Source organism: Prevotella sp. ne3005, assembly GCF_900110085.1.
Taxonomy (GTDB): Bacteria; Bacteroidota; Bacteroidia; order Bacteroidales; family Bacteroidaceae; genus Prevotella.
Genome location: NZ_FOCK01000001.1, coordinates 547,323 through 569,376 on the forward strand (window position 1 = coordinate 547,323; position 22,054 = coordinate 569,376).

Annotated in this window: 15 protein-coding genes; 3 read left to right on the forward strand and 12 right to left on the reverse strand. The window is 48.4% G+C overall.

Going from position 1 to position 22,054, the window contains the following annotated elements:
- Positions 1-5: 5 nt before the first annotated feature.
- The 9 genes from BMY16_RS02260 to BMY16_RS02300 all read right to left on the reverse strand — a co-directional run bounded on the left by BMY16_RS02260 (position 6) and on the right by BMY16_RS02300 (position 12,139).
- The gene (locus tag BMY16_RS02260) at positions 6-857 is read right to left on the reverse strand and encodes a LicD family protein (protein WP_091839491.1); all 852 of its coding nucleotides are present in this window, start codon (positions 855-857) and stop codon (positions 6-8) included.
- Positions 854-1,603: a DUF6564 domain-containing protein gene (locus BMY16_RS02265; protein ID WP_091839492.1), complete on the reverse strand. Its 750-nt coding sequence runs from the start codon at positions 1,601-1,603 to the stop codon at positions 854-856. Before BMY16_RS02265 ends, BMY16_RS02260 begins: the two co-directional genes overlap by 4 nt.
- Positions 1,604-2,602, reverse strand: coding sequence for an NAD-dependent epimerase/dehydratase family protein (locus BMY16_RS02270; RefSeq protein WP_091839494.1), 999 nt, complete (start codon positions 2,600-2,602; stop codon positions 1,604-1,606). It abuts the gene before it with no gap.
- The gene (locus BMY16_RS02275) at positions 2,599-3,330 is read right to left on the reverse strand and encodes a metallophosphoesterase family protein (RefSeq protein ID WP_091839496.1); all 732 of its coding nucleotides are present in this window, start codon (positions 3,328-3,330) and stop codon (positions 2,599-2,601) included. The genes BMY16_RS02270 and BMY16_RS02275 overlap by 4 nt, the downstream gene beginning before the upstream one ends.
- Before the next feature lie 3 nt (positions 3,331-3,333).
- Positions 3,334-4,476 carry a phosphonopyruvate decarboxylase gene (gene aepY, locus BMY16_RS02280; protein WP_091839499.1) on the reverse strand — a complete coding sequence of 381 codons (1,143 nt, stop codon included), beginning with the start codon at positions 4,474-4,476 and terminating at the stop codon, positions 3,334-3,336.
- A gap of 38 nt (positions 4,477-4,514) precedes the next feature.
- Complete coding sequence (aepX, locus tag BMY16_RS02285) at positions 4,515-5,825, reverse strand: phosphoenolpyruvate mutase (RefSeq protein WP_091839853.1); 1,311 nt, start codon at positions 5,823-5,825, stop codon at positions 4,515-4,517.
- An 11-nt stretch (positions 5,826-5,836) separates the two neighbouring features.
- On the reverse strand, positions 5,837-6,898 hold the full coding sequence (locus tag BMY16_RS02290; protein ID WP_091839501.1) for a GumC domain-containing protein: 1,062 nt from the start codon (positions 6,896-6,898) through the stop codon (positions 5,837-5,839).
- Position 6,899: 1 nt separating this feature from the next.
- Positions 6,900-9,347, reverse strand: coding sequence for an SLBB domain-containing protein (locus tag BMY16_RS02295; RefSeq protein WP_091839856.1), 2,448 nt, complete (start codon positions 9,345-9,347; stop codon positions 6,900-6,902).
- Positions 9,348-9,637: 290 nt separating this feature from the next.
- Entirely contained in the window at positions 9,638-12,139 is a 2,502-nt protein-coding gene (locus BMY16_RS02300) for a beta-galactosidase (protein ID WP_411267761.1), read from the reverse strand.
- 134 nt (positions 12,140-12,273) lie between these two features.
- Here BMY16_RS02300 and BMY16_RS02305 point away from each other — a divergent pair, with 134 nt between their 5' ends.
- On the forward strand, positions 12,274-14,352 hold the full coding sequence (locus tag BMY16_RS02305; RefSeq protein ID WP_091839503.1) for an alpha-glucuronidase: 2,079 nt from the start codon (positions 12,274-12,276) through the stop codon (positions 14,350-14,352).
- Between the two features lie 608 nt (positions 14,353-14,960).
- On the opposite strand, the gene mnmA is transcribed toward BMY16_RS02305, so the two are convergent.
- From mnmA to frr, 3 genes are read right to left on the reverse strand one after another with little or no spacing between them, the layout of a single operon-like run.
- Positions 14,961-16,040 carry a tRNA 2-thiouridine(34) synthase MnmA gene (mnmA, locus tag BMY16_RS02310; RefSeq protein WP_091839505.1) on the reverse strand — a complete coding sequence of 360 codons (1,080 nt, stop codon included), beginning with the start codon at positions 16,038-16,040 and terminating at the stop codon, positions 14,961-14,963.
- A gap of 12 nt (positions 16,041-16,052) precedes the next feature.
- The gene (gene rsgA, locus BMY16_RS02315) at positions 16,053-17,048 is read right to left on the reverse strand and encodes a ribosome small subunit-dependent GTPase A (protein WP_091839508.1); all 996 of its coding nucleotides are present in this window, start codon (positions 17,046-17,048) and stop codon (positions 16,053-16,055) included.
- Between the two features lie 43 nt (positions 17,049-17,091).
- Positions 17,092-17,652 (reverse strand): ribosome recycling factor, encoded by a 561-nt coding sequence (frr, locus tag BMY16_RS02320; protein WP_091839511.1) that lies wholly within the window; start codon positions 17,650-17,652, stop codon positions 17,092-17,094.
- 211 nt (positions 17,653-17,863) lie between these two features.
- On the opposite strand from frr, the gene BMY16_RS02325 reads away from it, so the two are divergent.
- A complete protein-coding gene (locus tag BMY16_RS02325; RefSeq protein ID WP_170835974.1) occupies positions 17,864-19,972 on the forward strand; it encodes a PAS domain-containing sensor histidine kinase in 2,109 nt (702 codons plus the stop codon).
- 15 nt (positions 19,973-19,987) lie between these two features.
- Positions 19,988-22,021, forward strand: a complete 2,034-nt coding sequence (locus tag BMY16_RS02330; RefSeq protein ID WP_091839516.1) for a PAS domain-containing sensor histidine kinase — start codon at positions 19,988-19,990, stop codon at positions 22,019-22,021.
- Positions 22,022-22,054: the final 33 nt, after the last annotated feature.

Sequence of the window (22,054 nt, forward strand, 5' to 3'; positions counted from 1 at the left end):
TTATATTATTTCTCACCAAAACTAATAAACGACACCTGGGCATGTCCACAACGTTTATCCTCAGGAGGCAATTTCATATAATCACCAAATTTCCACCTCAAGAATCCGTCGTAATCACGAGAACCATATAAAGGAACACCTTCAAAGATATATTCTGCTCTTTCGGTAATCCACTTCTTGGTCATGCCGTAACGATCGTTTAAGGGTTTCTTTGTATATTCCCTGCCAGGAGGTATGAATAATAACAATCTAACCCGATTTGTGGAACTATTTCGACTTCTACTCGTATAGATACTTAGAAAATCATATACGGTTTTTATAGAAATATGCGACAATAGACTAAACCACAGTTTCTTAAAACCGCTGGTATTTTTCTTTGCGACCTCTGACCATAATATCTTTCTACAACAGAAACAATAAAAATTCTGAATCAACTGCAAACACAAATTATGCGGAATATCATCATAAGGCATGATATCAATAAAGATACCTGTCTTACATTTTAAATGCTCTTGCCCTACTCTGATATGCTGGGTGCCTGATCTTCTTAATTTAGCATAACCCCACCTGTAATAAGGATCGGTAGTATTATCCTGAAAGAAACATATATCAGGATTCAGATCCTTCATTGCTTCCTTTTTGAATCTTTCATAATCCTCGCGCAACATACAAATGTCTGCATCATCATCCCATGGGATAAAACCATGATGCCGTACTGCACCAAGCATTGTACCATCAGTAATGACATACGAGATATTATGAAGACGGCAAACCCTATCGAACTCTTTTAATAAATCAAGTTCAATAAGTTGCATTTTCCTAAAATCCTCTTTCGAAAGTTCAAGTTCTTTACTCATACAGTCAAATTCATAGCGCCACGATAATCTGAGACAGTATTGCAATTATACCATGAAACAACTTTAACTATATCTATTTGTAACAACTTAAGGACACCGAAATACTTCTGTATAATTACCAAATTAGTGCTCTGTTTTTCCTTAGGAGTAAGGAACTGGCATATCTCGTACACCCTTTGGGGATTTTTGAACTTCCACATCTGACCTGAATTATAGATAGCAACAAATGGCTCTGGGATTATCAAACATGAATGACTGGTGTCGTAAATGTAGTGAGGATAATTATTGGAATCAAAATAAAGAGCAACCGCCTTACTAGAAAGAATGGGCTCATTATTCACGGATATAACATCTTTTGAGGATGTAATAATTCTCTTCACACTTTCTGTGTCAAAAAACAAATCACCTTCGATAAAGATAATCTCATCTGCTTTGTCGGATACGACCTCGATGCCTTTCAACAAGCTATAGCCGGAACCATAATCATGATAATGATCATTATAAACCAACTTTGTTTTATGGTTAACATCCTTCATCTCTTGGCGAATAAAGGTTTCAAGATCATCGTATTTGTAACCGCCAACCACTATTATCTCGTCCACAAGATCAAAACACTTGTGCACCTGAATATTAAGAAGGGAGTTTGCTGGGGTTCCCTCGTAATAAAGACATTTCAGAACATCCTCTTTTGTGTCTTTATTAAATCGACTGGACATACCAGCCACTGTAATAATCAGACTCTTCATTTACCTTTCGATTGAAGCTACACACATCTCTAAGCCCTTATCAAGCGTAATGATAGGGAACCAGTCTGTACGCGTCCGAATCTTCTCCGTATTCAAGATACGGCGTTCCGGGTCTGAGCTGCGATAACCTTCAAAAATAATATCAGGCTTAGGCAGCCCCATTTTCTCAGCAATCTTGTTGGTTAGATCAATGATGGTGATTTCCTCGTCTGTAGCGACATTATAGACAGTTCCATCAAGTGCCTTCTCTGAGTTGATCAGTGCCATCACTGATCGGCAGGAATCAATATTGTGTAAGAATGCACGACGGTTCTTCTTGGAGTTCTCCAACAACTTGACGGAATTCTTTTCCAGTAACTCATTGATAATATGAGGTATAATATGTTTGGCAAAGCGTTCATGTTTGCTGTAGACATTGGCAAAACGAATAGAACAGCCTTTGATCTTACCTTTATCCACAGCGTCCTTCATAAAGAACTCGGTCATCAGTTTTCCACAGGCATAACTAGTACGCTGACTATGTTCAGCTGTTGACATCATCAAATAATCACTTTCACGAACACCACCATTCTCGTTCCAAGACTGCATCGAGTACACCTCTGAGGTAGAGCAGTTAATATAAATATCAGCCTTCACACGGATAGCCTGCTCAAGGAAAGATTTCATAGAAATAACATTGGTCTCCCAAGTGTGTTCCACCTCGTAGAAATGCTCAGTATGAACAACTGCGGCACAATTAATATATACAACTCTATCAAAAGCACCTTTTTCTCGAACTACCTCTTCTTCAACAATACGCATCTTAGAAGCATCATTTATATCATATTCATTAAAGGCAAAACGCGAATTATCAAGAAAGTCCCTGATAGTATCAATGCTACTAGCGAAGAAATTGTCAAAGCCGATAATACGACTGTCTTTCTCTGATTCCAAAATCTGACGCACAAGTTCGCTACCCGTCATGCCCGATGCGCCACTCAATATATATAAACTTTTCATATTCCTAATGTTAACCTATCTTTATAAAAAGAATCTACTTTGTCACTAAACAGTTTTTGTTCCTCCTTTACGTCATACCACACTGAGCGATGTTCATAGTTACCTGTTTGGGTATCCAATATACCATACTGGGCATAAGGATTATGATTACGAGGTTGACCAACCGATCCCGGGTTGATAAATACAGTACGTTTCTTGTTGCGATACGCTTTATTATCAGAAGGGAAAAGAAACTCCACATAATGAGGGACATGGGAATGGCCACTAATAACAAAGTCATATGGGGCAAAACGTTCATCGTTTATCTTATCAACTCCAAACTTGCCCCAAAATGGATCGTCCAAATTACCATGGATAAAAAGAAAAAATTTTCCTTCGATGGAGCATTTTTCATAGCCTTGATGATTCATCTTGCCATCCAGATACTCCCTGGATTCCCTTGTCAGAATGGTATTAGTATATTGCAAAACGGCCCGACCTCTGTCTGTGGCAAACCGATCAGGACTTCCTCCAAAAATGGAATACTCATGATTACCCCAAAGATTAACACAAACATCCTGAGAAAGATGTTGTACCATATCAATGGTCTCATTGGGGCGGGGACCATAGTTGATCAAGTCTCCAAGTATTGCACAAGCGTCAACCTCACCAACAGTCTGAATATCGTTTATGACAGCCTGAAAGGCAGTTAAATTGGCATGGATGTCTGAAAGAAGAACTATACGCATAGTTTACTTTTTCAGGAATGCCATTAACGCTTCTTTATTCTGGATGGGCGTGGTGGTGGGTCTGCCCAGATCCTTGCGATTACCTTTCTTGACTTTGACTTCTAAAAAGACAGGGGCGTCAAAAATTGAAAATTGAAAATTGAAAATTGAAAGAATCTCCTCCAACTTTTCCTTATTATCAACACTGTAAACAGTTTTGTAGCCTACTGCCTTTGCCACAGCGGGGAGGTCTATCTTGAGTCCGACGGTGGGCTGGCCTCCTACAGAGTCGTGGGCACCATTGTTGAAGACGACATGAACATAGTTCTTAGGGGCCTTGCTGGCAACGATGGCCATACTGCCCATGTGCATAATGGTTGCACCATCGCCGTCGAAACACCAGACCCGGCGGTCTGGCTTTGCCAAGGCGATGCCAAGGGCTATCTGAGAGGCGTGCCCCATGGAACCTACCGTCAGGAAATCGCGCTCATGACCCTCGTTCTTCACAGTGCGATACTCAAAGAGTTCACGGGAGATCATGCCTGTGGTGCTGACGATACAATCCTTTTCGCCCAAGGCGGCTGCTACCGTCTGGATAGCCTCCTCTCTACTTAATTGAAAATTGAAGATTGAAGATTGAGAATTTAGTTGATAGTTTTCGAAGGTGTCTTTCTCAATCACCAGGGCGTAACACTGTCTGGTGGCCTGCATATGGGCTACAGCCTTCCGAATCTGGGCCTCAGCCTTATCCTCTTCTTTGGAGAGAACGGTATAATCAATACCCATCACATTCAGTAGTCCAGTTGTGACCTTACCTTGTTTCACATGCTGGGGTTCATCATGGACACCGGGTTTGCCACGCCATCCAATGACCAGCAACACCGGAATGTTATAGACATCAGGATCCGTCAGAGAAGCCAGGGGGTTGATGATATTACCCTCCCCTGAGTTCTGCATGTAAACAACGGGAATATGACCAGTTGCCAGATAGTGTCCTGCAGCCAGACCCATAGCGCCACCTTCATTGGCTGCAATAATATTATGGGCAGCATCTGCATGGTCAGTGATGTAGGCACAAAGATTCTTCAATAAAGAATCAGGTACGCCCGCATAGAAATCAATACCACAGTTGGCTAATGTATCATAAAAGAATTTCGGAGAAATCATAACTTTCAATTTTCAACTTTCAATTTTCAATCTACTAATTACCCTTTCCTTGTTCCCGGAATCAGATTCAGTATCTGTTTGATGGGCATGCAATACTCCTCAGAGGCCTCCAAACTGCGAGACGTTTCCAGAATACGCTCAGCGCACTTCACCATAGCGGGGTAAGCACTGCGTAGCATGTGGTTAGCATAGATGACGATGTTGATGCCCCACGCTGCCAACTCCTCTTCCGTAAACTGATTATAAGTGGTAGGTACAGCCACAATAGGCGTATGAGGATCCTTCTCACGGAAACGCAAGCAGAACTCCTTGATATCCTCACCACTCTTGTTCTTGGAATGGATCATCACGCCATCAGCACCTGCTGCCACATAAGCATGACAACGCTCCAAGGCGTCCTCGACAGGCTTTCCTGCTATCAGAGACTCACACCGGGAGATGATCATAAAGTCGCGCGTGATCTGGGCTTCCTTACCGGCCCTGATCTTATTACAGAAGCCCTCGATGGTATCCTGAGTCTGGATAGCATCTGTTCCAAAGAGAGAATTCTGTTTTAAACCGACCTTGTCCTCAATGATAATGGCTGAGATACCAAGTCGTTCCAAGGTGCGTACCGTAAACACGAAATGCTCCAGCTTGCCACCCGTATCGCCATCATAAATGACTGGCTTGGTGGTTACTTCAAGGGTATCATTGAGGTCATGCAAACGAGTGGTCAGGTCGACAGCCTCAATGTCAGGCTTACCTTTAGAGGTAGAGTCTGTCAAAGAAGAAGCCCACATACCATCGAACTCACGATGCTGACCATTCACTTCAACAGAGGTATGCTCTACTATTAGACCTGTCAAGCCACTGTGAGACTCCAGAATACGAACAATCGGCTTGGCTGTAATCAGTCTTCGCAATGAAGCCAGACGGGCCTGTGGAGTAACCCCTAACGAGTCTATCTCATCTTTAAGACTTGAAGAGGATATTCCTTTTGTATATGGAATCTCTATTACCTCTCCACCAAGTGATTCCATCACCTTATATACTTCGTCACGGATAAATTTCTGAGATCCATACTGCCAGTCATCACCATGAATGATATAGTCAGGCTTGTATTTCAGAAGGTTTGGAACATAACTCCATTCATCCTGAGGGACAATGGATGATACGCCCTTGATATTCTCTATAACATTCTTTCGCTGTTCATAAGTTAGGTAAGGCAATCTGGAATGTGTGGCTATCGCCTTATCTGTGAAGAGACCAATCATCACATTGCCATACTTGGCACCTTGATTGATAATATTGATTAGTCCCGGATGCATGATATCACCTATCATTCCCAAATATACTGTTTTTGCCATCATTAATCAAATTACTTCAAGCCAAGAAGAGATTTTAAATGTTTTTCTTTATACAACACATATATGGTGATAAATAAAGTGGCTAAGAAAAGATATAAAAGAACTATCTGCCCTCTTCTAGGTCCTGAAGGTCCAAGAGGAACCGTCGCAGACTGGAGAGGGGTAAAGGCTGGAGTTACTTCCTGTACTTTTGCCTTTGCCGTCAACACCTGTGCACTAACGGCAAGAAAGTTATTATACTGTAATTGCATCTCGTTCTCCAAATCTACCTGTTTCTGCTTGGCAGTCAATAAGGATACTTCCTGATTAGCATCCATATACTCCACATATAGCCTCCGGGCATGTTCATAGTCCTTCTTAGCCTGTCTGTAGAGTGTTTCCGCATACTCCAAATCATGTCGAGCCTTATTGGTCTTATATTCAGTGATAAAATCCTGTAAACGAGTTTTAACAGAATCCGCCAGTAATGCAGCAATATAAGGATCTTGTTCAGTAACTTGAATGGTTATCAAGAATGTTTTCTTATCAAGTACACATACGACATTTTGATTGACTAAACTCATAATACGTGCCTGTTCTCCCGTCAATTCAAAAGTATTAACAATTGTATCATTTTGTTTGGGAGGCTTCGTCAAACCAAAAAAATGTGACCACCAAGGGTATTTCCACTCATTCTTAAGATAATCATAATAAGTCATAGAATTCTTTTGACCTTTCTTCCTAACTTTTACAGGGAAAAGAGAGGTCTTAAAATCTACACTCTGCGTTAACTGAGGATACACTGAAGGTCTGATGGCATTCCCACTTTGATTTCCTTCTCCTACATTAACTCCAAAGGAAGAAGCCAAAGAAGCCAAACCACTCATCCCCTGATTGTTTCCACCAATCTCTGGTGCCAACAGAATTCTACATGTGTAATAATTGGGAATTGACTTGGCTATCACAAAAGCAAATACAAATGTAATTGGCAAAATGATATAGTACAGCTTCCGATAATGCTTAATGGATTTCCAGATAGCCTTGAAATCTACAGAATACTTTTCTGCTGGCATTTTTTTAATCTCTTCGCTCATATTAGAATGACTTGATCAAGTTGGTGACCGTTGCAATCATGGTAACCATCGTAGCGAGAGAGGTGCCGAGGTTAGCAATCATGCTGATATTGTCGTTGGCAGAACGGGTCTTGTTGGGGATGATGATCTCACAGCCCGGCTCCACCTTACCCTTGGAGGCCTTGGAGACCTTACCGTTCTGGTAGAGGATGAAGGCCTTGGAGCGCTTGGCACCATTTCCATAACCACCTGCCTCGTTGATATACCACTTGTAGCTCTTACCCTTGCTGTAAGCCACGGTGTTGGGGTACATGACATTACCGTTGATCTTCACAGTACCAGAGTACTCAGGCACCACCAGGCGGTCGCCCTCACGGAGGATGACATCATAGTCGCTGCCGGGATTAGCCAAAGCCTTGTCGAGTTCGATACCGACATAGTAGACTGTGTCTTGAGACACCTTACCGGCATCAAGACCAGAGCCACCCTGCATCTCGACCATCTTGAGCAAGCGGTTGAGACGGAACTTCTCGTCCTCGTTCAAGGGGCGCTCGATACGGGCACCACGGACATAAGCCTCATCGGTGACACCACCTGCTGCCTTGATGAGTTCGCTGATGCGCTGGTTTTTCTGACTGAGGGCATAGGTGCCGGCAAACATCACCTCACCATCGACGGTGACATTACGCTGGGGCACGAAGCCCGGGCTCTTGCGGACATAGACCTCATCGTAAGGCTGAAGGGTGAAGCTGCGGTCACCACCGATGAGCAGACCGTCACGCATGGTGAAACTGAAGGTCTGGGCAATCTCCTTGGAGTCGGTGGTACGAGAGGGGTCGATGATACGACGCGACACATCGACCTTGGCGGTAGAGGCAGCGTCGGTCAGACCACCTGCCAGAATAATCAGGTCTTCGATGGTCTCATTGTCAGAGTATTCGTAGGTTGCGGGGAACTGTACCTCACCAAAGATGGTAACGGTGCGCTGGTTCATCTTATCCTTCCGGACGGAGATGAAAAGCACGTCCTCGTTCTCCAGGGGGAGGTCAGCGACAGTACCATTGAGGATACCCTCCACATCGACAGAGACAGTACGCCAAGTGCGATCTTCCTTCATACGACGGAGGACGGCATGGGCACCAAAAGCCTCCTCGGTGAGACCACCGGCATTCTCAATCAGAGAACGGACAGTAGGTGTGCTGCCCAGGTCGTACTGTCCCGGGTGATAGACAGCACCCTTGATGCCCACCGTGTTCTCATAACGGTGGAGAATAGTATCGACGGTCACAGAGTCACCGTCCATCAGCTTAAAGCTGGCCATCTCGAACTCAGGCACATTATAGGCAGAATATTTCTCACCGGCAATACGATTCAGACGGACAGCCTTCTGGTAGGCACCTGTGGAAAAGCCACCGGCATATTTGAGCAGTGTAGCCACACTCTCATTCTTCTTCATCTCATAGGCCATCGGGCGCTTCACGTTACCGGCAATGTCGACGATACAGTCGTAAGGACCAACCATGACAACATCGTTGTCGGCGAGGCGGACATTCCCTGAAAGCTTGCCATTGAGGATATAGTCGTAGATATCGACTGAGGTCACCTGACGGCCACCACGGAAGACCTTGATGTCACGAAGGGTACCCAGCGAATTGACACCACCAGCCATGTAGAGGGCATGGAACACAGAGGCAAAGGCGCTGAGGGTATAAGTACCGGGGGCTACGACCTCACCCATCACGTTGATGGAGATGGTACGGGTCTGACCGACGGTCATGCGGATCTCCGAACTACTGTAGCGCTGACCCAGCGTACGACGGATCTTAGCATTGGCGGCATCAACAGTAAGACCACCGATATGAATGGGACCAAAGCCCGTCACAATGATCGTGCCATCGGGAGACACCTCCAGTTGCTCAGATTTTGCAGAAGCGCCATAGACATCAACGAACACCTTGTCGCCAGGACCTACCACATAACTGGCAGGGGTAGCGATGTTCATATTGGGTTCGAAAGAGAGCTTGTCGTGGTTGAAGATATCACGGCCAAAGACGTGCTTGCCATTAATGGTATTGTCGGTTGGATTGACATAAACCTTGGCGCGGGTAGTGGCGTCAATGGTAGAGGACGTTGCCTTCACGTCCTGAGTGGAGAGGGCATTACCTGCAGAATCCGTACGAATAGCGCCATTGGCATCGCGGAGACGGCTGTCTTGTACCAGCACATCGGTGCTGGAGCCGCTGGAACGGGTGGAGCGGCCGCCATTGAGCGTTTCGTATTGTGAACGGACGCGCTGCAGCTGCTGCATCGTCACACCACGCTGCATCAGGCGCGTGGCAATTTGAGACTGAGAGGCACCAGATTTCATCTCACGCTGTACGTATTGCATTACCTGCGTGTCACTCATCTGGGCAAAACCAGTCATCACCCCCAAAACAACGAGGGCACATGTTAAAAGAATTTTTTTCATATCGATATAAAATTTTTGTTTGTTTTTCGGACCAAAAGAGGGGGTCACCGCCTTATGACATAAGCGGAGAAAATAGGGGTTCCCGTCTATAACGATATTTATATTGCACTGATTTTCAGCGACATTATGATATCGAGGCGGTGCTCAAATTACTGAGGCACAGCCATTTTGCGTGCAAAGGTACAACATTTTACCGATATAGCCAAATATTTCTAAAGAAATCTTTAGGCAGCATTAACTTTAAGGGTTAAAATTTACAGGGGTTCCCTACAGGGTCATAACCACCCGCGCTAGTAAACGAAGATTTTGAAGTTCTTAATACTGCCGGGGGCGGAGGATTCGGCACGGGGGAGGTAGTCGAGGGCGGAGATGGTTTGCTCACTGCCGAGGTCGATGACGAGGAGGTGAGGAAGCGGAGACTTCCTCGCAGACTGCCAGTAAGTGGACTCCTGGAGATCGAAGACTTTATCACCGGTGAAGTTACCACGATTGATTTCCTCACTGTCAGCATATTCCACCGTCCACGATTCACGAGAAAGACGATTCCCATCGGCATCACGGACATAGAGTTCGGCTATGGCAACCTCCGGTTTTTCGCTCTGAGACGATAAAGCCTGAATAGCGACGAATCTACCACGTTTAGAACCATTAAACCGAATGGTCTGCCAACCATTGCCCGGGGCGAACTGACCTTCGACTACCGGTGTAGCAGAATTAAGGTCTGGACAGTCGGCAGGATTGTTATGAAGTCGGGATTTTTCAGTATTTAGTTTATCCAACTCCGGATGATTCTGGGAGAAGAGTGAAGGGGAGAGAGACCTTTCGACTTCGCTCAAGGTGACAGAGGGGGCGCTCGAGGCGGCAGAGGGGGCGCTTGAGGCGGCAGAAGAGGAACGAGGTGCGCGCTGGGAGGGGATCTTCCTGGTGGAGGTCAGTTTGAGGGCATTGGTGATGGAAGGGGCGTAAGCCTGAAGGGAGGGACCGACGACATCGAGGACGATGATCTCGTTCTTACCTTTTTTCAGCCAACAACCGGGGACATAGAGGGTCTGTTGGGGACCAATAGACCAGAATCGGCCAATGGCGTGGCCATTGATATAAACCTGGCCTTTGCCCCAAGCCTCCATGTTGAGGAAGGTATCACCGGTCTTTTTGAGGGTGAAGTAGCCACGGTAGTAGCCGGAACCTTTGAAGATTGAAGATTGAAAATTAAACATTGAAGAAGAATCACGCTGGGCAAGGTCAAGGGCACGGCGGGCGGTGGCGAGGTTGTCGGGGATGGTGAAGATGTTCCAGCGCTTGAGGTTCCAAGAGAGCTCATGACCATCCTGTTCGGTGGTGAGGGTGACACTCTCGGTGATGCCCTTATAGTCTTTGATGGCACGACCGAAGTTGATACGGCCCATGGCTTCGACAAGGATTCTGAGTTCCTGCCCTTTCTTCACTGCCGGAAGACGGAGGCTCTTCTCATTGCGCACACGGTCGATCTTTCCGATATAAGCGGTATCGACAAACACCTGGGCATAGTCGTGACACTCGTTGAGGGTGAGCACACTCTCGGAGGTAATCTCAGGCAACGTGGCAATATAGAGCATCGAGCCCCAGCCCTGACCCATCTCTTCCATGGTGAGCAGGGGTGAGTTCATCACCAGACTGTCGGCTCCGAGGATGATATCAGCACGCTCCGTAAGTTCGAAGGGAGGGATGGAGATCATCATGGCAGGGGGTGCAGGAATGGCAGGGAGAGGCTCCTTGCTGTACTTCTGCATCATCTTACGGAGTCTGAAGAATTTCTCCGTGGTACCGCCATACTCGTTGATGGGAGCATCGTAATCATAGGAGGTGACATCGGGTGCAAAACCGGGGGAGTTGGCTCCGGCCCAGTGGCCAAAGGAGGTGCCTCCGTGGGTCATATAGAGGGAGAAACTGATATTTTTGGAGAGCATCTCTTCGATACCATCGACCATATCCTTGGCTGGGCGGGTCTCGTGGTTGGCACCCCACTTGTCGAACCAGCCACTCCAGAACTCAGAGCACATCAGCGGGGCATCAGGGCGGAGCTGTTTGAGGCGCTTGAACTGTTCGTCGATGTTAGCGCCTGTACCGAAGTTCATGGTCCAGACGAGGTCGTCGAGACCGTTGAGTTCGAAGTTGGAGGACCAGTCGCATTGGAAAAGTGTTTGTTTTGCGCCATATAAATGGCGTAAACAATCACGTATCTCAGCGATATATGCTTTATCTTCACCGTAGGAGCCATACTCGTTTTCGACCTGGACCATGATGATGGGACCTCCGTTCTGGATGGTCAGAGGGGCGAGTTGTTCGGCTACTTTCTCTTCGAAGATACGGACACGTTCCATGAAGTAGGGATCCTGTTCACGCAGGCGGATATCCTTCTTTTTGAGGAGCCACCAGGGCAGACCACCCATCTCCCACTCTGCACAGACATAGGGTCCGGGGCGCACGATGACGTACATACCGTTTTTCTGGGCCAAACGACAGAACTCTGCCACATCGCTGTTGCCAGTAAAGTCGAACTGACCTTCGCGGGGCTCATGGAGGTTCCAGAAGACATAGATGCAGAGGGTGTTCATGCCCAACGACTTACACATCTGGATACGGTGCTCCCAGTATGGACGGGGGATGCGGGGGTAGTGCACTTCGGCTGCCTTCACCACGAAAGGCTCACCATTGAGCAGGAAGGTCTTGTGACCTACAGTGAAGTCACCGGCCTGCATCATCAGTGGAAAAACGAGTAAAAGCGTCGCTAGCAGTAGTCTTACCTTTTTCATTTTGTTTCGTAAATTTGTATATTTGGTGCAAAAATAAGAAAAAAGTAAAAAAGTAAAAAGGTAAAAAGGTAAAATTTAGATTATTTTTGTATATTTGCACTGCGAATTTGCTGAAACTTTAATTTAAAACCGTTATGAGAATAAAAAGTTTGTATCAAAACTGGGTAAAGTGGGTTTTGCCTTTTTACCTTTTTACCTTTTTACCTTTCAGCGTGAGCGCTGAGGATGGCCACCAGCTGTGGCTGAGATATCAACCCGTGAACAAGGCCAAGGTGACAGGGCCTGAGTGTATCGCTGCCCAGGAGTTGAGGACTTACAGTTGCCAGGATGTGGTACTGACACTCGACGCTGCCATGGAGCAGGATGCATACCGGATCTCCGATGGCGTTATCACAGCTAAGGACGAGATCGGATTGCTGTATGGAGCGTATGAGCTTTTAAGGAGACAAGGGAGATCTCTCGACTGCGCTCGAGATGACAAAGGGGGCGCTCGAGATGACAAAGGGGGCGCTCGAGATGACAAAGGGGGCGCTCGAGATGACAAAGGGGACGCTCGAGATGACATTTTCAGTAAGCCTTTTTATAAGTTGAGGATATTGAACCATTGGGATAATCTGAATGGAACGATTGAGCGAGGCTATGCCGGATTGAGCATCTTCTGGAAGGGGAAAGACAGTGGAAAGAGCTTCCACGGGCATTCTGTCTTTGTGGAGGATCCCGACCAGCCCATCAACGCAGAACTCATCAAGGAGTATGCCAGAGCCAATGCATCGATTGGTATCAATGGTACAGTACTGAATAACGTGAACGCATCGCCGAAAATGCTGTCGGCTGTATATATTAATAAGGTAAAACAATATGCCGATATCCTGAGACCTTATGGTATCAAGGTGTATCTGTCGGTGAACTTTGCCTCGCCCATGAGCATTCCTGCGAAGGGATTCAACGGTGGGAAGCCTGTGAAGACAGCGGATCCCCTGAACGCACAGGTGAAGGCCTGGTGGAAGGCTAAGGCCAAGGAGATCTATGCGGTGATCCCCGATTTCGGCGGATTCCTGGTGAAGGCGAACTCCGAGGGACAGCCTGGTCCGTTTGACTATAAGCGTACTCATGCTGACGGTGCAAACATGTTGGCCGATGCCGTGAAGCCATACGGTGGTATCATCATGTGGCGCAGTTTTGTGTATGGTGCCGCCCATGCCGGTGAGGACCGTGTAAAACAGGCAGTGAGCGAGTTTGCCAGTCTGGATGGGAAGTTCCGCGATAATGTGATTCTGCAGTCGAAGAACGGTCCGTTGGACTTCCAACCGCGTGAGCCCTATGCCCCTATCTTTGATAATATCAAGCAGACCAAGCAGATGGCCGAGTTGCAGATTACCCAGGAGTACCTGGGACAGTCGCGCCACCTGGTGTATCTAGCCCCCATGTGGCAGGAGTTCTTCGGGTTTGTAGCCCCAGAGAAGCTCGTGGGCATCGCTGGTGTAGCAAATATCGGACTCGACACCAACTGGTGCGGTCATCATTTCTCCCAGGCGAACTGGTATGCGTTTGGACGATTGGCTTGGGATCCGAGGATGAGAAGTGAGGATATCGCCAACGAGTGGCTTAGTCTCACTTTTGGAGACAAGGAGACAGGGAGACAGGGAGACAAGGAGACAGGGAGACAGGGAGTTCTTGAACAGCTGTTGAGCGTGATGCAGAGGAGCAGGGAGGCTTGTGTGGATTATATGATGCCGATAGGTCTGCACCATATCTTTGCGTTTGATGAGCATTACGGCCCGGAGCCAGACGGATATAATGCCCATGTGCCGTATGAGTGGTGTCCGGTGTATTATCATCAGGCCAACAAAGACAGTATTGGTTTTGACCGTACGCATACGGGTTCGAATGCCACGGCCCAGTATCGGGAGCCGTATTGTACCCTTTATGATAACATCAATACTTGTCCGGAGCGGTATCTGTTGTGGTTCCACCGCGTACCATGGAGTTATCGTCTCAAGAGCGGGCGCACCGTTCTTGAGGAAATGGATTATCGCTACACTCGTGGAGTCAGTGAAGTGGAGGATTTCGTTCGCATCTGGAATGAGGCCAAGCCATACATTGACCAGCAGCGCTGGCAAGAGGTTGATGCACGCTTACAGCACCAGCTTGACAATGCCAAGCAGTGGCGCAAAACTTGCTTGGATTATTTTGGCAGTTTCACTTCCAAATAATCCTTTCTCAAGCAGAGTTTAGTAGGGCTAAGCCCTAACAACCTTTTTTAAGCAGGGCTTCGGCCCTGCTTTTTTTTGCAGGGTTCCCCTGCCTTCTTTTCGAAAAGAAGCAAAAGGAATTGTTCATTTCTTCGGCGCGAAGATTTTGAGCCCTTTGCTAAGGGGCGGCCCTAAAGCGGGGTTGTTCATTCTCTGGCGCAGAGAATGAACCAAGAGACATCCACCCCCTCCAAGGCCTCCCCCTATATGGGGAGGATGCAACCGCTCCTCCTGTCGCTCGTACATTAAGGTATCCTCGACCCATCAAAGGGTCGGGATAAGTATCTGAACATCCCCGCTGTCGCCGCCCCTTGGAAAGGGGCTCATTACATGCGCAGCCATTAAAAATATATGGCTCGCCCCGAAGGGGCACAGGCTTTGCGAGCCATACCAAAACTCTGAAAATGAGGGTCTCTCGAAATTTTCAGTTAAGCCCCTTGCCAAAGATTGGCGAGGGGTTTGGGGAGTGGTCTGAAGCCCCTTCTTATGAAGAAGGGGTTGGGGTTGATGGAGATACCGAGGGCATACCCTCGGAAAAACGGGGTGCAGGGGTGGAACCCTGCAAAAGATTAGATGGTGATTTCACCACTGCCGAAACAATGGTGATGTTCTGCGTCATAGACGACGCAGAATTGCCCGGGGGCTACGCCATGGATGCGTTCCTTGGAATGGACAATGAACGAATGGGAGCTTGTCCATTCCAGGGTGGCAGGATGGTACTCCGGGGTATGACGGATTTTAAACGTGACTTCGGTGGGAGTCAAAGGCCTTGTCAGAAAATGAAAAGCCTGCACAGGGAAATCCTGCTTATAAGCTGTCTCCGGGTCATAGCCATGTGACACATAGAGGATATTGTGGGCCACATCCTTCTTCACTACAAACCAAGGACCTCCACCAAAACCCATCCCCTTGCGCTGGCCAATAGTATGGAACCACAGGCCCTTGTGCTCACCAATGCGCTTACCAGTCTCCAGTTCGATGACATCGCCAGGCTGTTCACCCAGATAACGACGGATATAATCGTTATAGTTTATCTTGCCAAGGAAACAGATGCCCTGTGAGTCCTTGCGCTTGGCATTGACCAGATGCTCACGTTCTGCGATGATGCGTACCTCATCCTTTACGTAATGTCCTATGGGGAAGAGGGCTTTTTTCAATTGCCAGTCGGCTATCTGAGCCAGGAAATCGGTCTGGTCCTTGACAGGGTCAGGACTAGTACAGAGCCATTTGAAGCCCTCTGCGTCGGTTTCTGTCTGGGCATAGTGCCCTGTGGCAATGAGGTCATAGTCGTGACCTCGCTTCTCATCAAAAGCGCCAAACTTGATGAGACGGTTGCACATCACATCGGGGTTGGGTGTCAGACCTGCTTTCACCTTATCCATCGTGTATTTGGTCACTTGGTTCCAATATTCCTGATGACAGTCGATCACTTCCAGTTTGCAACCATACTTATGGGCTACAGCCGTGGCCATCTCCAGATCCTCCTCGGAGGAGCAGTCCCACTCCTCAGTCTCCTCAGGACCAATCTTGATATAGAAGCAATCAGGATGGAGTCCGAGCTTGGCAAACTCGTACACCACGACACTGCTATCCACACCGCCCGAAAGCAGCACTGCAATCTTCTTATTCTCTATTTCCTTTGTATTCATGGATGCCAGGGATTAGTAAGCTGCACGGTATTTGCCCTCATCCTTGTCTTCGAGCATGGAGAGGTAGGACTGGTAGCGGGATTCGGCGATGTAATGGTCTTCGAGGGCTTTGAGCACGGCACAGCCAGGTTCGTGGGTATGGGTGCAGTTGGAGAAACGGCAGTCTTTGGAGAACTGGAAGATTTCCTTGAAATAACTTGTCAGTTCTTCGGGTTCTATGTCGAAGGTGCCGAAGCCTTTGATGCCCGGGGTGTCGATGAGCCAGGAGAGAGGGAGATCTCTCGACTGCGCTCGAGATGACAAGGAGGGGGAAAGGGATGACAAGGAGGGGGAAAGGGATGACAGAGGAGAGAGGGGGATCATTTCGGAGAAGGTGGTGGTGTGCTGGCCGGTGTTATGGGCATCGGAGATCTCACCGGTACGCAGGTTGGCATCGGGGACCAGGCGATTGATGAGGGTGGACTTCCCCACTCCACTATTGCCACTAAGCAGAGTAATTTTCCCTTCCAAAAGGGGACGGATCTCATCCATGCCAAAGCCTGTGGCGGCAGAGACCTGCCGACAGTCATAGCCGATGGTCTGGTAGAGATGGACCATGGCTTCCTGATAGTGACGAAGGTCATCATCGAGGAGGTCGGTTTTGTTGAAGACCAGAATCACAGGGACCCGATAGGCCTCAGCCGAGGCCAGGAAGCGGTCGATGAAAGTTGTTGACGTCTGTGGAGTAACGACGGTCACTACCAACAAAGCCTGGTCGACATTCGCAGCAAGGATATGGCTTTGTTTGGAGAGGTTGATGCTCTTACGGATGATATAATTGCGGCGGTCTTCAATAGCCACAATCCAATTGCCCTCACCTACCGTTACCCTGTCGCCTACGGCCACAGGATTGGTGGAGCGAATTCCCTTGATGCGGAAATTGCCCTTTACCTTACACTCAAGGAGCTGGCCATCATCGGTTAAGACGCCGTACCAACTTCCCGTATTTTTAATTACAAGTCCCTTCATATTTAAAGTTGTTCCCGCCTGCCCGGCGGGAACAACAAACCCATTAGACCGTCATGATCTCTTTGTTCTTCGCGGCGAGGAGGTCATCAAGTTTCTTGATGTACTTGTCGTGGAGCTTCTGGAGTTCGAGCTCGGCATCCTTCTCATTGTCCTCAGAGAGACCGTCCTTGATGGCCTTCTTCAGCTTATCCTTGATGTCGGCACGGACATTACGCACCTCGACCTTGGCCTTCTCAGCAATCTTGTTGCACTGCTTGGCCAGATCGCGACGACGCTCCTCAGTCGGTACAGGAATGTTCAGGCGGATCACCTCACCATTGTTCTCCGGGGTGATGCCTACATCAGAGTCCATGATAGCCTTCTCAATGGTACGGATCTCCTTACGGTCCCAAGGTTTGATGGCGATGGTACGGGGATCGGGCACACTGACGTTAGCCACCTGGTTGAGGGGCACCTTACTGCCGTATGACTCCACACGGACTCCGTCGAGAATGGCCACATTGGCACGACCGGCACGGATGCGATTCAGTTCCTCTTCTAAAAAAAGGGCTGCCATTTCCATTCTCTCTTCACTCTTTTTCAAAGTTTCTTTTACGTCTATCATCTTACAATAGTTTTAGTTTCTGATGACAAAAGTAAGGATTTTCTACGAAACTTCCAAATGTTTAGCCCATAATTTGCCGTAATTAGTGGGATTTTGTGTTTTTTTTGCTGAAATATTTTGTAATTTGGGTAGAATCTATTAACTTTGCGGGTGATTACTACCCTACTTTCGACATTATATGCGAATTGGCAACTATTCATCCAGGGCGATTGTGACTGGTATCCTCATGATGGGAACCCTCGCAGCCCAGGCACAGCAAGAGAACATGGAGACCATCGTGGACTTCCATCATATCATGGCATACCTCGTGGCCACCTTCCTGATTTCGGTTTTTGTGATGTTTTTCTACAACCGGCTCATCTATTTCCGGGAGAAAGATGTCACCAAGGAGGCTGAGCGGCTGATTGCACAGCTCAGTCTGGTGATGGATGCCAACAAGACCCAGACCTGGGCCTACGATCTCGAGAAAGACTTCTATACCGTATTCTCGGGAAAAGACAACAAGGAGACGACCTATATGCCCATCGACTTCTCGCAGGCCTATGACCGCGAGGACTTCTATAGTCTTCAGAAAGCCATCAACTCCATCAAGGACGGGAAATCTTCGTTGGAGATGCTGGTGATGAAGAGTGTTGCCCCAAAAGATGCGACAGAGCCTCAGCGCATCTATGAGGTGAGCGTCTCTATCCTGCGCCAGGACTGGCGAGGGAGGCCGACAGCCCTCCTCGGAACGCAACGCGACATCACCAAAGAGCAATTAAGGGCCGAGAACACGAAGAAGCTCATGCTGCGCTATCACACCGTGTTTGAGTCTTCGCTGGTGGATATGGTGTTCTATGACCAGAACGGTATCCTGACCGAGGTCAACAACAAGGCCTTAGAGACCTTTGGTGTAGAGGACCGTCAGGCCCTGATAGACCACAAGGTGAACATAAAGGATATCCCCTCGTATCGGGAGTTGGATCTCCAGGCACTGGAGCCCACCCACTTCTCGTCGATCACCGATGTCACCCAGGTGAAGCAGACCGACGAGCGGGTTCCCCAGATACATGTAGAAGGAAAGATGTATTACGAGGCCAGCCTAGGGCCTATCCGCGACAAGGATGACAACTTCGTAGGTGTCATCGTGGCTGGTCGGGACATTACGGACATGGTGGAGTCGAATCACCACCAGAAAGAGGCCGCCCTGCTGTTGGAGAAGCGCACTAACGACATTCAGCAATATATCCAGAACATCAACTACTCGCTGAAGGTCAGCAACGTCAGACTAGTGAACTACTACCCTGACAGGCATGAGTTGGAGGTGATGAGTGACCTGAGTCATACACAGTACTGTCTGACACAATTGCGTGTCATCACCCTGATTCAGCAGGAAGACCGCAGGAAGGCCAAGCGACTGATGATACAGATGGACCATCGGCATAAGGAGGCTCTCTCAGAGACGCTGCGTACCATCTTCCGCGACAAACAGGGAAGAGAGGTCTACCTGAATTTCCGGATTATGCCTGTGCTGGACAATAACGGTGAGGTGACCCACTATCTCGGCATGTGCCGTGATGTGACGGAGATGACCTATACCGAGAGACGACTGCAGGTGGAGACGGCCAAGGCCCAGGAGGAGGAGCAGTTGAAAAACACGTTCCTCCTGAATATGAGCTATGAGCTGCGTACCCCATTGAATGCCGTGATCGGCTTTGCCGAGCTCTTCGGTGCTGAGCACAATGAAGAAGACGAGCCCATCTTCGCCGAGGAGATCAAGAAGAATACCAACACGCTGCTGAAACTGATTAACGACATCCTCTTCCTCTCACGTCTGGATGCCCATATGATTGAGTTCAACTACCAGGAGACCGACTTCGCCATGCTCTTCGAGGGCTGGTGCTATATGGGGTGGAGTAATCTGTCGCCGGATGTCAAGGTGGTGGTGGAAAACCCGTACAACAGTCTGTTGGTGACCATCGACCAACAGAACCTGAGCACAGTCATCCAGAAGCTCTGTGTCTACACCGGGCAGAACACCCAGGAGGGTACCGTGCGTGCCAAATACGAGTATCGCCACGGAGAGCTGATGATCACGATTGAAGATACCGGCAAGGGGCTGGATGCCGACGGTCTGAAGAAAGCCTTCGACCGCTTTGCCCATGAGGAGGGTTCTGAGGATTCGGGCACCGGCCTGGGCCTGCCCATCGTCAGGGAGCTGATAGAACAGATGAACGGCACCATCGAGCTTCAGTCGGAACGGGGCAAGGGCAGTACCTTCTTTGTGAGCATCCCCTGTGAGATGAGTACCCTTGAGAAGAAAGCAGAAATCACCGTCTAAGAAAGGATTACAAGCATGAATATACTTCTCGCCACCATACAACAGAGCACAGGCATCGACAAAATCTCGGTGTTGATTACCATCGTCATCTTCGTGGCGTTTATCTTCGGTTGGGTGATCAACCGTATCACGCTGCTGAGAATACGTCATAACTCCGAGCGCATAAAAGACCTCTCGACCATCATGCAGCGCACCCTCGGCACGAGTAATAACTTCGTGGTGCGTCTCAACCTGCAGAAGCGCTTCGCCGTGAATCTGCACGGAGATTTCCTGCCAGAAGGGGGCATAGGCTTCGAGGAGAGCCTCGACTATATCCACCCGGAAGACCAGCAGATGTATACGGAATTCCTGAAGAGTATGACCCATGAAAACAAGACGGCAGAGTGTACCTTCCGCTGGGACTGGAGCACCAGCAAGCATGAAGGCGACTGGCGCTATATCCACGATGTGGGTATTGCCGAATTTGCCGGTAATCAGAAGATTCCCCTGAACATCCTGTGTACCCTGACCGATAAGACAGAGGAGATCCTGAAAGAGCAGGAGGAACAGAATCTGACAGACCGTTACCGACTGTTCTTTGAACAGGGTATCGCAGGATTGGCCTTCTATGACAAGGACGGCCAGCTGCTCTATGCCAATGAAAAGATGCGCGAGATCCTGAAGTTCCAGTCGGAGGACGACCCCTATTATTTTAACCGGACACTCTACGACCTGCCCACCCTGCGCTATGTACTAGACAACCGTCAGGCGGAAGAGCTCTATTTCTGTACAAGGAGTGTGGTTGTGGAGCGCGGTGTGAACTGTTATACCGAACTGCGCGTGCACCCCATCTATGATGACAGTCAGCAGCTGGTATATATCACCTTCTCTATCCGTGACATCACCAAGGAGCGTGAGCTCTACCTGCAGAACAAGAAGAACGAGATTGAGCTACGGCAGGCCAACGAGAACATCAAACGTCTGGAAACAGAGCTACAGTATCTGATGGATACCTGCGACATGCGTTTCTGGCGTACTTCCATCAAAGAACGTACCTTCTCTATCTATAAGGGTATGTCGATGCCTGCCACCATCATCACGTTTGACGAGTTTACCAACTTGTTTGTGGAAGACCAGGATAAGATCGTCGAGAAATTCAAGGATGTGAACAGCGCTTATAGCAAGCCTGCAACCTACCTGCATCACATGAAGCCCATCTTCCACAATAGTGATGAGCTGCAATGGAACATGATTGACTCTGTGCCCTACTTTGACGAAAACGGACAGTTTCTGGGGAACTATGGTGTGATCCGTAATGTGACCGACCTGATAGAGAAACAGGAGCGACTGAAGGAAGAGACGGAGCGCGCCAATGAGTCGGGTTTGAAGAAGAGTACCTTTATGGCCAATATGACCCACGAGATACGTACACCACTGAACGCCATCGTAGGCTTCTCGGACGTGCTACCCATGTTGTCGACACCGGAAGAGAAACAGGAGATCATCAAGGTGATCATGAACAACTGCGACATGCTGTTACGACTAGTGAACGACATCCTGGCTATCTCGTCGCTCAGCAGTGGTGAGATAGAAATCATTCCTGCCAAGGTGGACTTTGCCAAGTCGTTTGACAGTACCTGTATCTCCCTGGCCCAGCGCGTGCAGAACCCGAACGTAGCCTTCGTCAAGGACAACCCATTGGAGACGTTTGTGACAGTGTTGGACTACGGTCGTATCCAACAGGTGATCACCAACTTCGTGACCAATGCCGTGAAATATACGCAGCAGGGCCATATCAAGGTGGGTTACAAACTGGAGGAGCGGGCTGGCAAGCACGGCCTCTACCTCTATTGCGAGGATACAGGTGCCGGTATTCCCAAGGAAGACCAGGCGAAGGTGTTTGAAAGGTTTGTGAAGTTGAATGACTTTGTACAGGGAACAGGTCTTGGCCTGAGCATCTGCAAGGCCATCGCTGATAATTGTCAGGGAGAGATCGGCCTCTTCTCTGAAGGAGAGGGGCATGGGTCAACGTTCTGGCTGTGGATTCCGTGTGAGAAGATTGAAAATTGAAAATTGAAAATTGAAGGTCGCGATTAAGTGAGA

Bases quoted from the DNA above. Each gene is read 5' to 3' on its own strand.
- BMY16_RS02260 (WP_091839491.1), bottom strand. From the start codon at position 857: ATGAGTAAAGAACTTGAACTTTCGAAAGAGGATTTTAGGAAAATGCAA.
- BMY16_RS02265 (WP_091839492.1), bottom strand. From the start codon at position 1,603: ATGAAGAGTCTGATTATTACAGTGGCTGGTATGTCCAGTCGATTTAAT.
- BMY16_RS02270 (WP_091839494.1), bottom strand. From the start codon at position 2,602: ATGAAAAGTTTATATATATTGAGTGGCGCATCGGGCATGACGGGTAGC.
- BMY16_RS02275 (WP_091839496.1), bottom strand. From the start codon at position 3,330: ATGCGTATAGTTCTTCTTTCAGACATCCATGCCAATTTAACTGCCTTT.
- aepY (WP_091839499.1), bottom strand. From the start codon at position 4,476: ATGATTTCTCCGAAATTCTTTTATGATACATTAGCCAACTGTGGTATT.
- aepX (WP_091839853.1), bottom strand. From the start codon at position 5,825: ATGGCAAAAACAGTATATTTGGGAATGATAGGTGATATCATGCATCCG.
- BMY16_RS02290 (WP_091839501.1), bottom strand. From the start codon at position 6,898: ATGAGCGAAGAGATTAAAAAAATGCCAGCAGAAAAGTATTCTGTAGAT.
- BMY16_RS02295 (WP_091839856.1), bottom strand. From the start codon at position 9,347: ATGAAAAAAATTCTTTTAACATGTGCCCTCGTTGTTTTGGGGGTGATG.
- BMY16_RS02300 (WP_411267761.1), bottom strand. From the start codon at position 12,139: ATGAAAAAGGTAAGACTACTGCTAGCGACGCTTTTACTCGTTTTTCCA.
- BMY16_RS02305 (WP_091839503.1), top strand. From the start codon at position 12,274: ATGAGAATAAAAAGTTTGTATCAAAACTGGGTAAAGTGGGTTTTGCCT.
- mnmA (WP_091839505.1), bottom strand. From the start codon at position 16,040: ATGAATACAAAGGAAATAGAGAATAAGAAGATTGCAGTGCTGCTTTCG.
- rsgA (WP_091839508.1), bottom strand. From the start codon at position 17,048: ATGAAGGGACTTGTAATTAAAAATACGGGAAGTTGGTACGGCGTCTTA.
- frr (WP_091839511.1), bottom strand. From the start codon at position 17,652: ATGATAGACGTAAAAGAAACTTTGAAAAAGAGTGAAGAGAGAATGGAA.
- BMY16_RS02330 (WP_091839516.1), top strand. From the start codon at position 19,988: ATGAATATACTTCTCGCCACCATACAACAGAGCACAGGCATCGACAAA.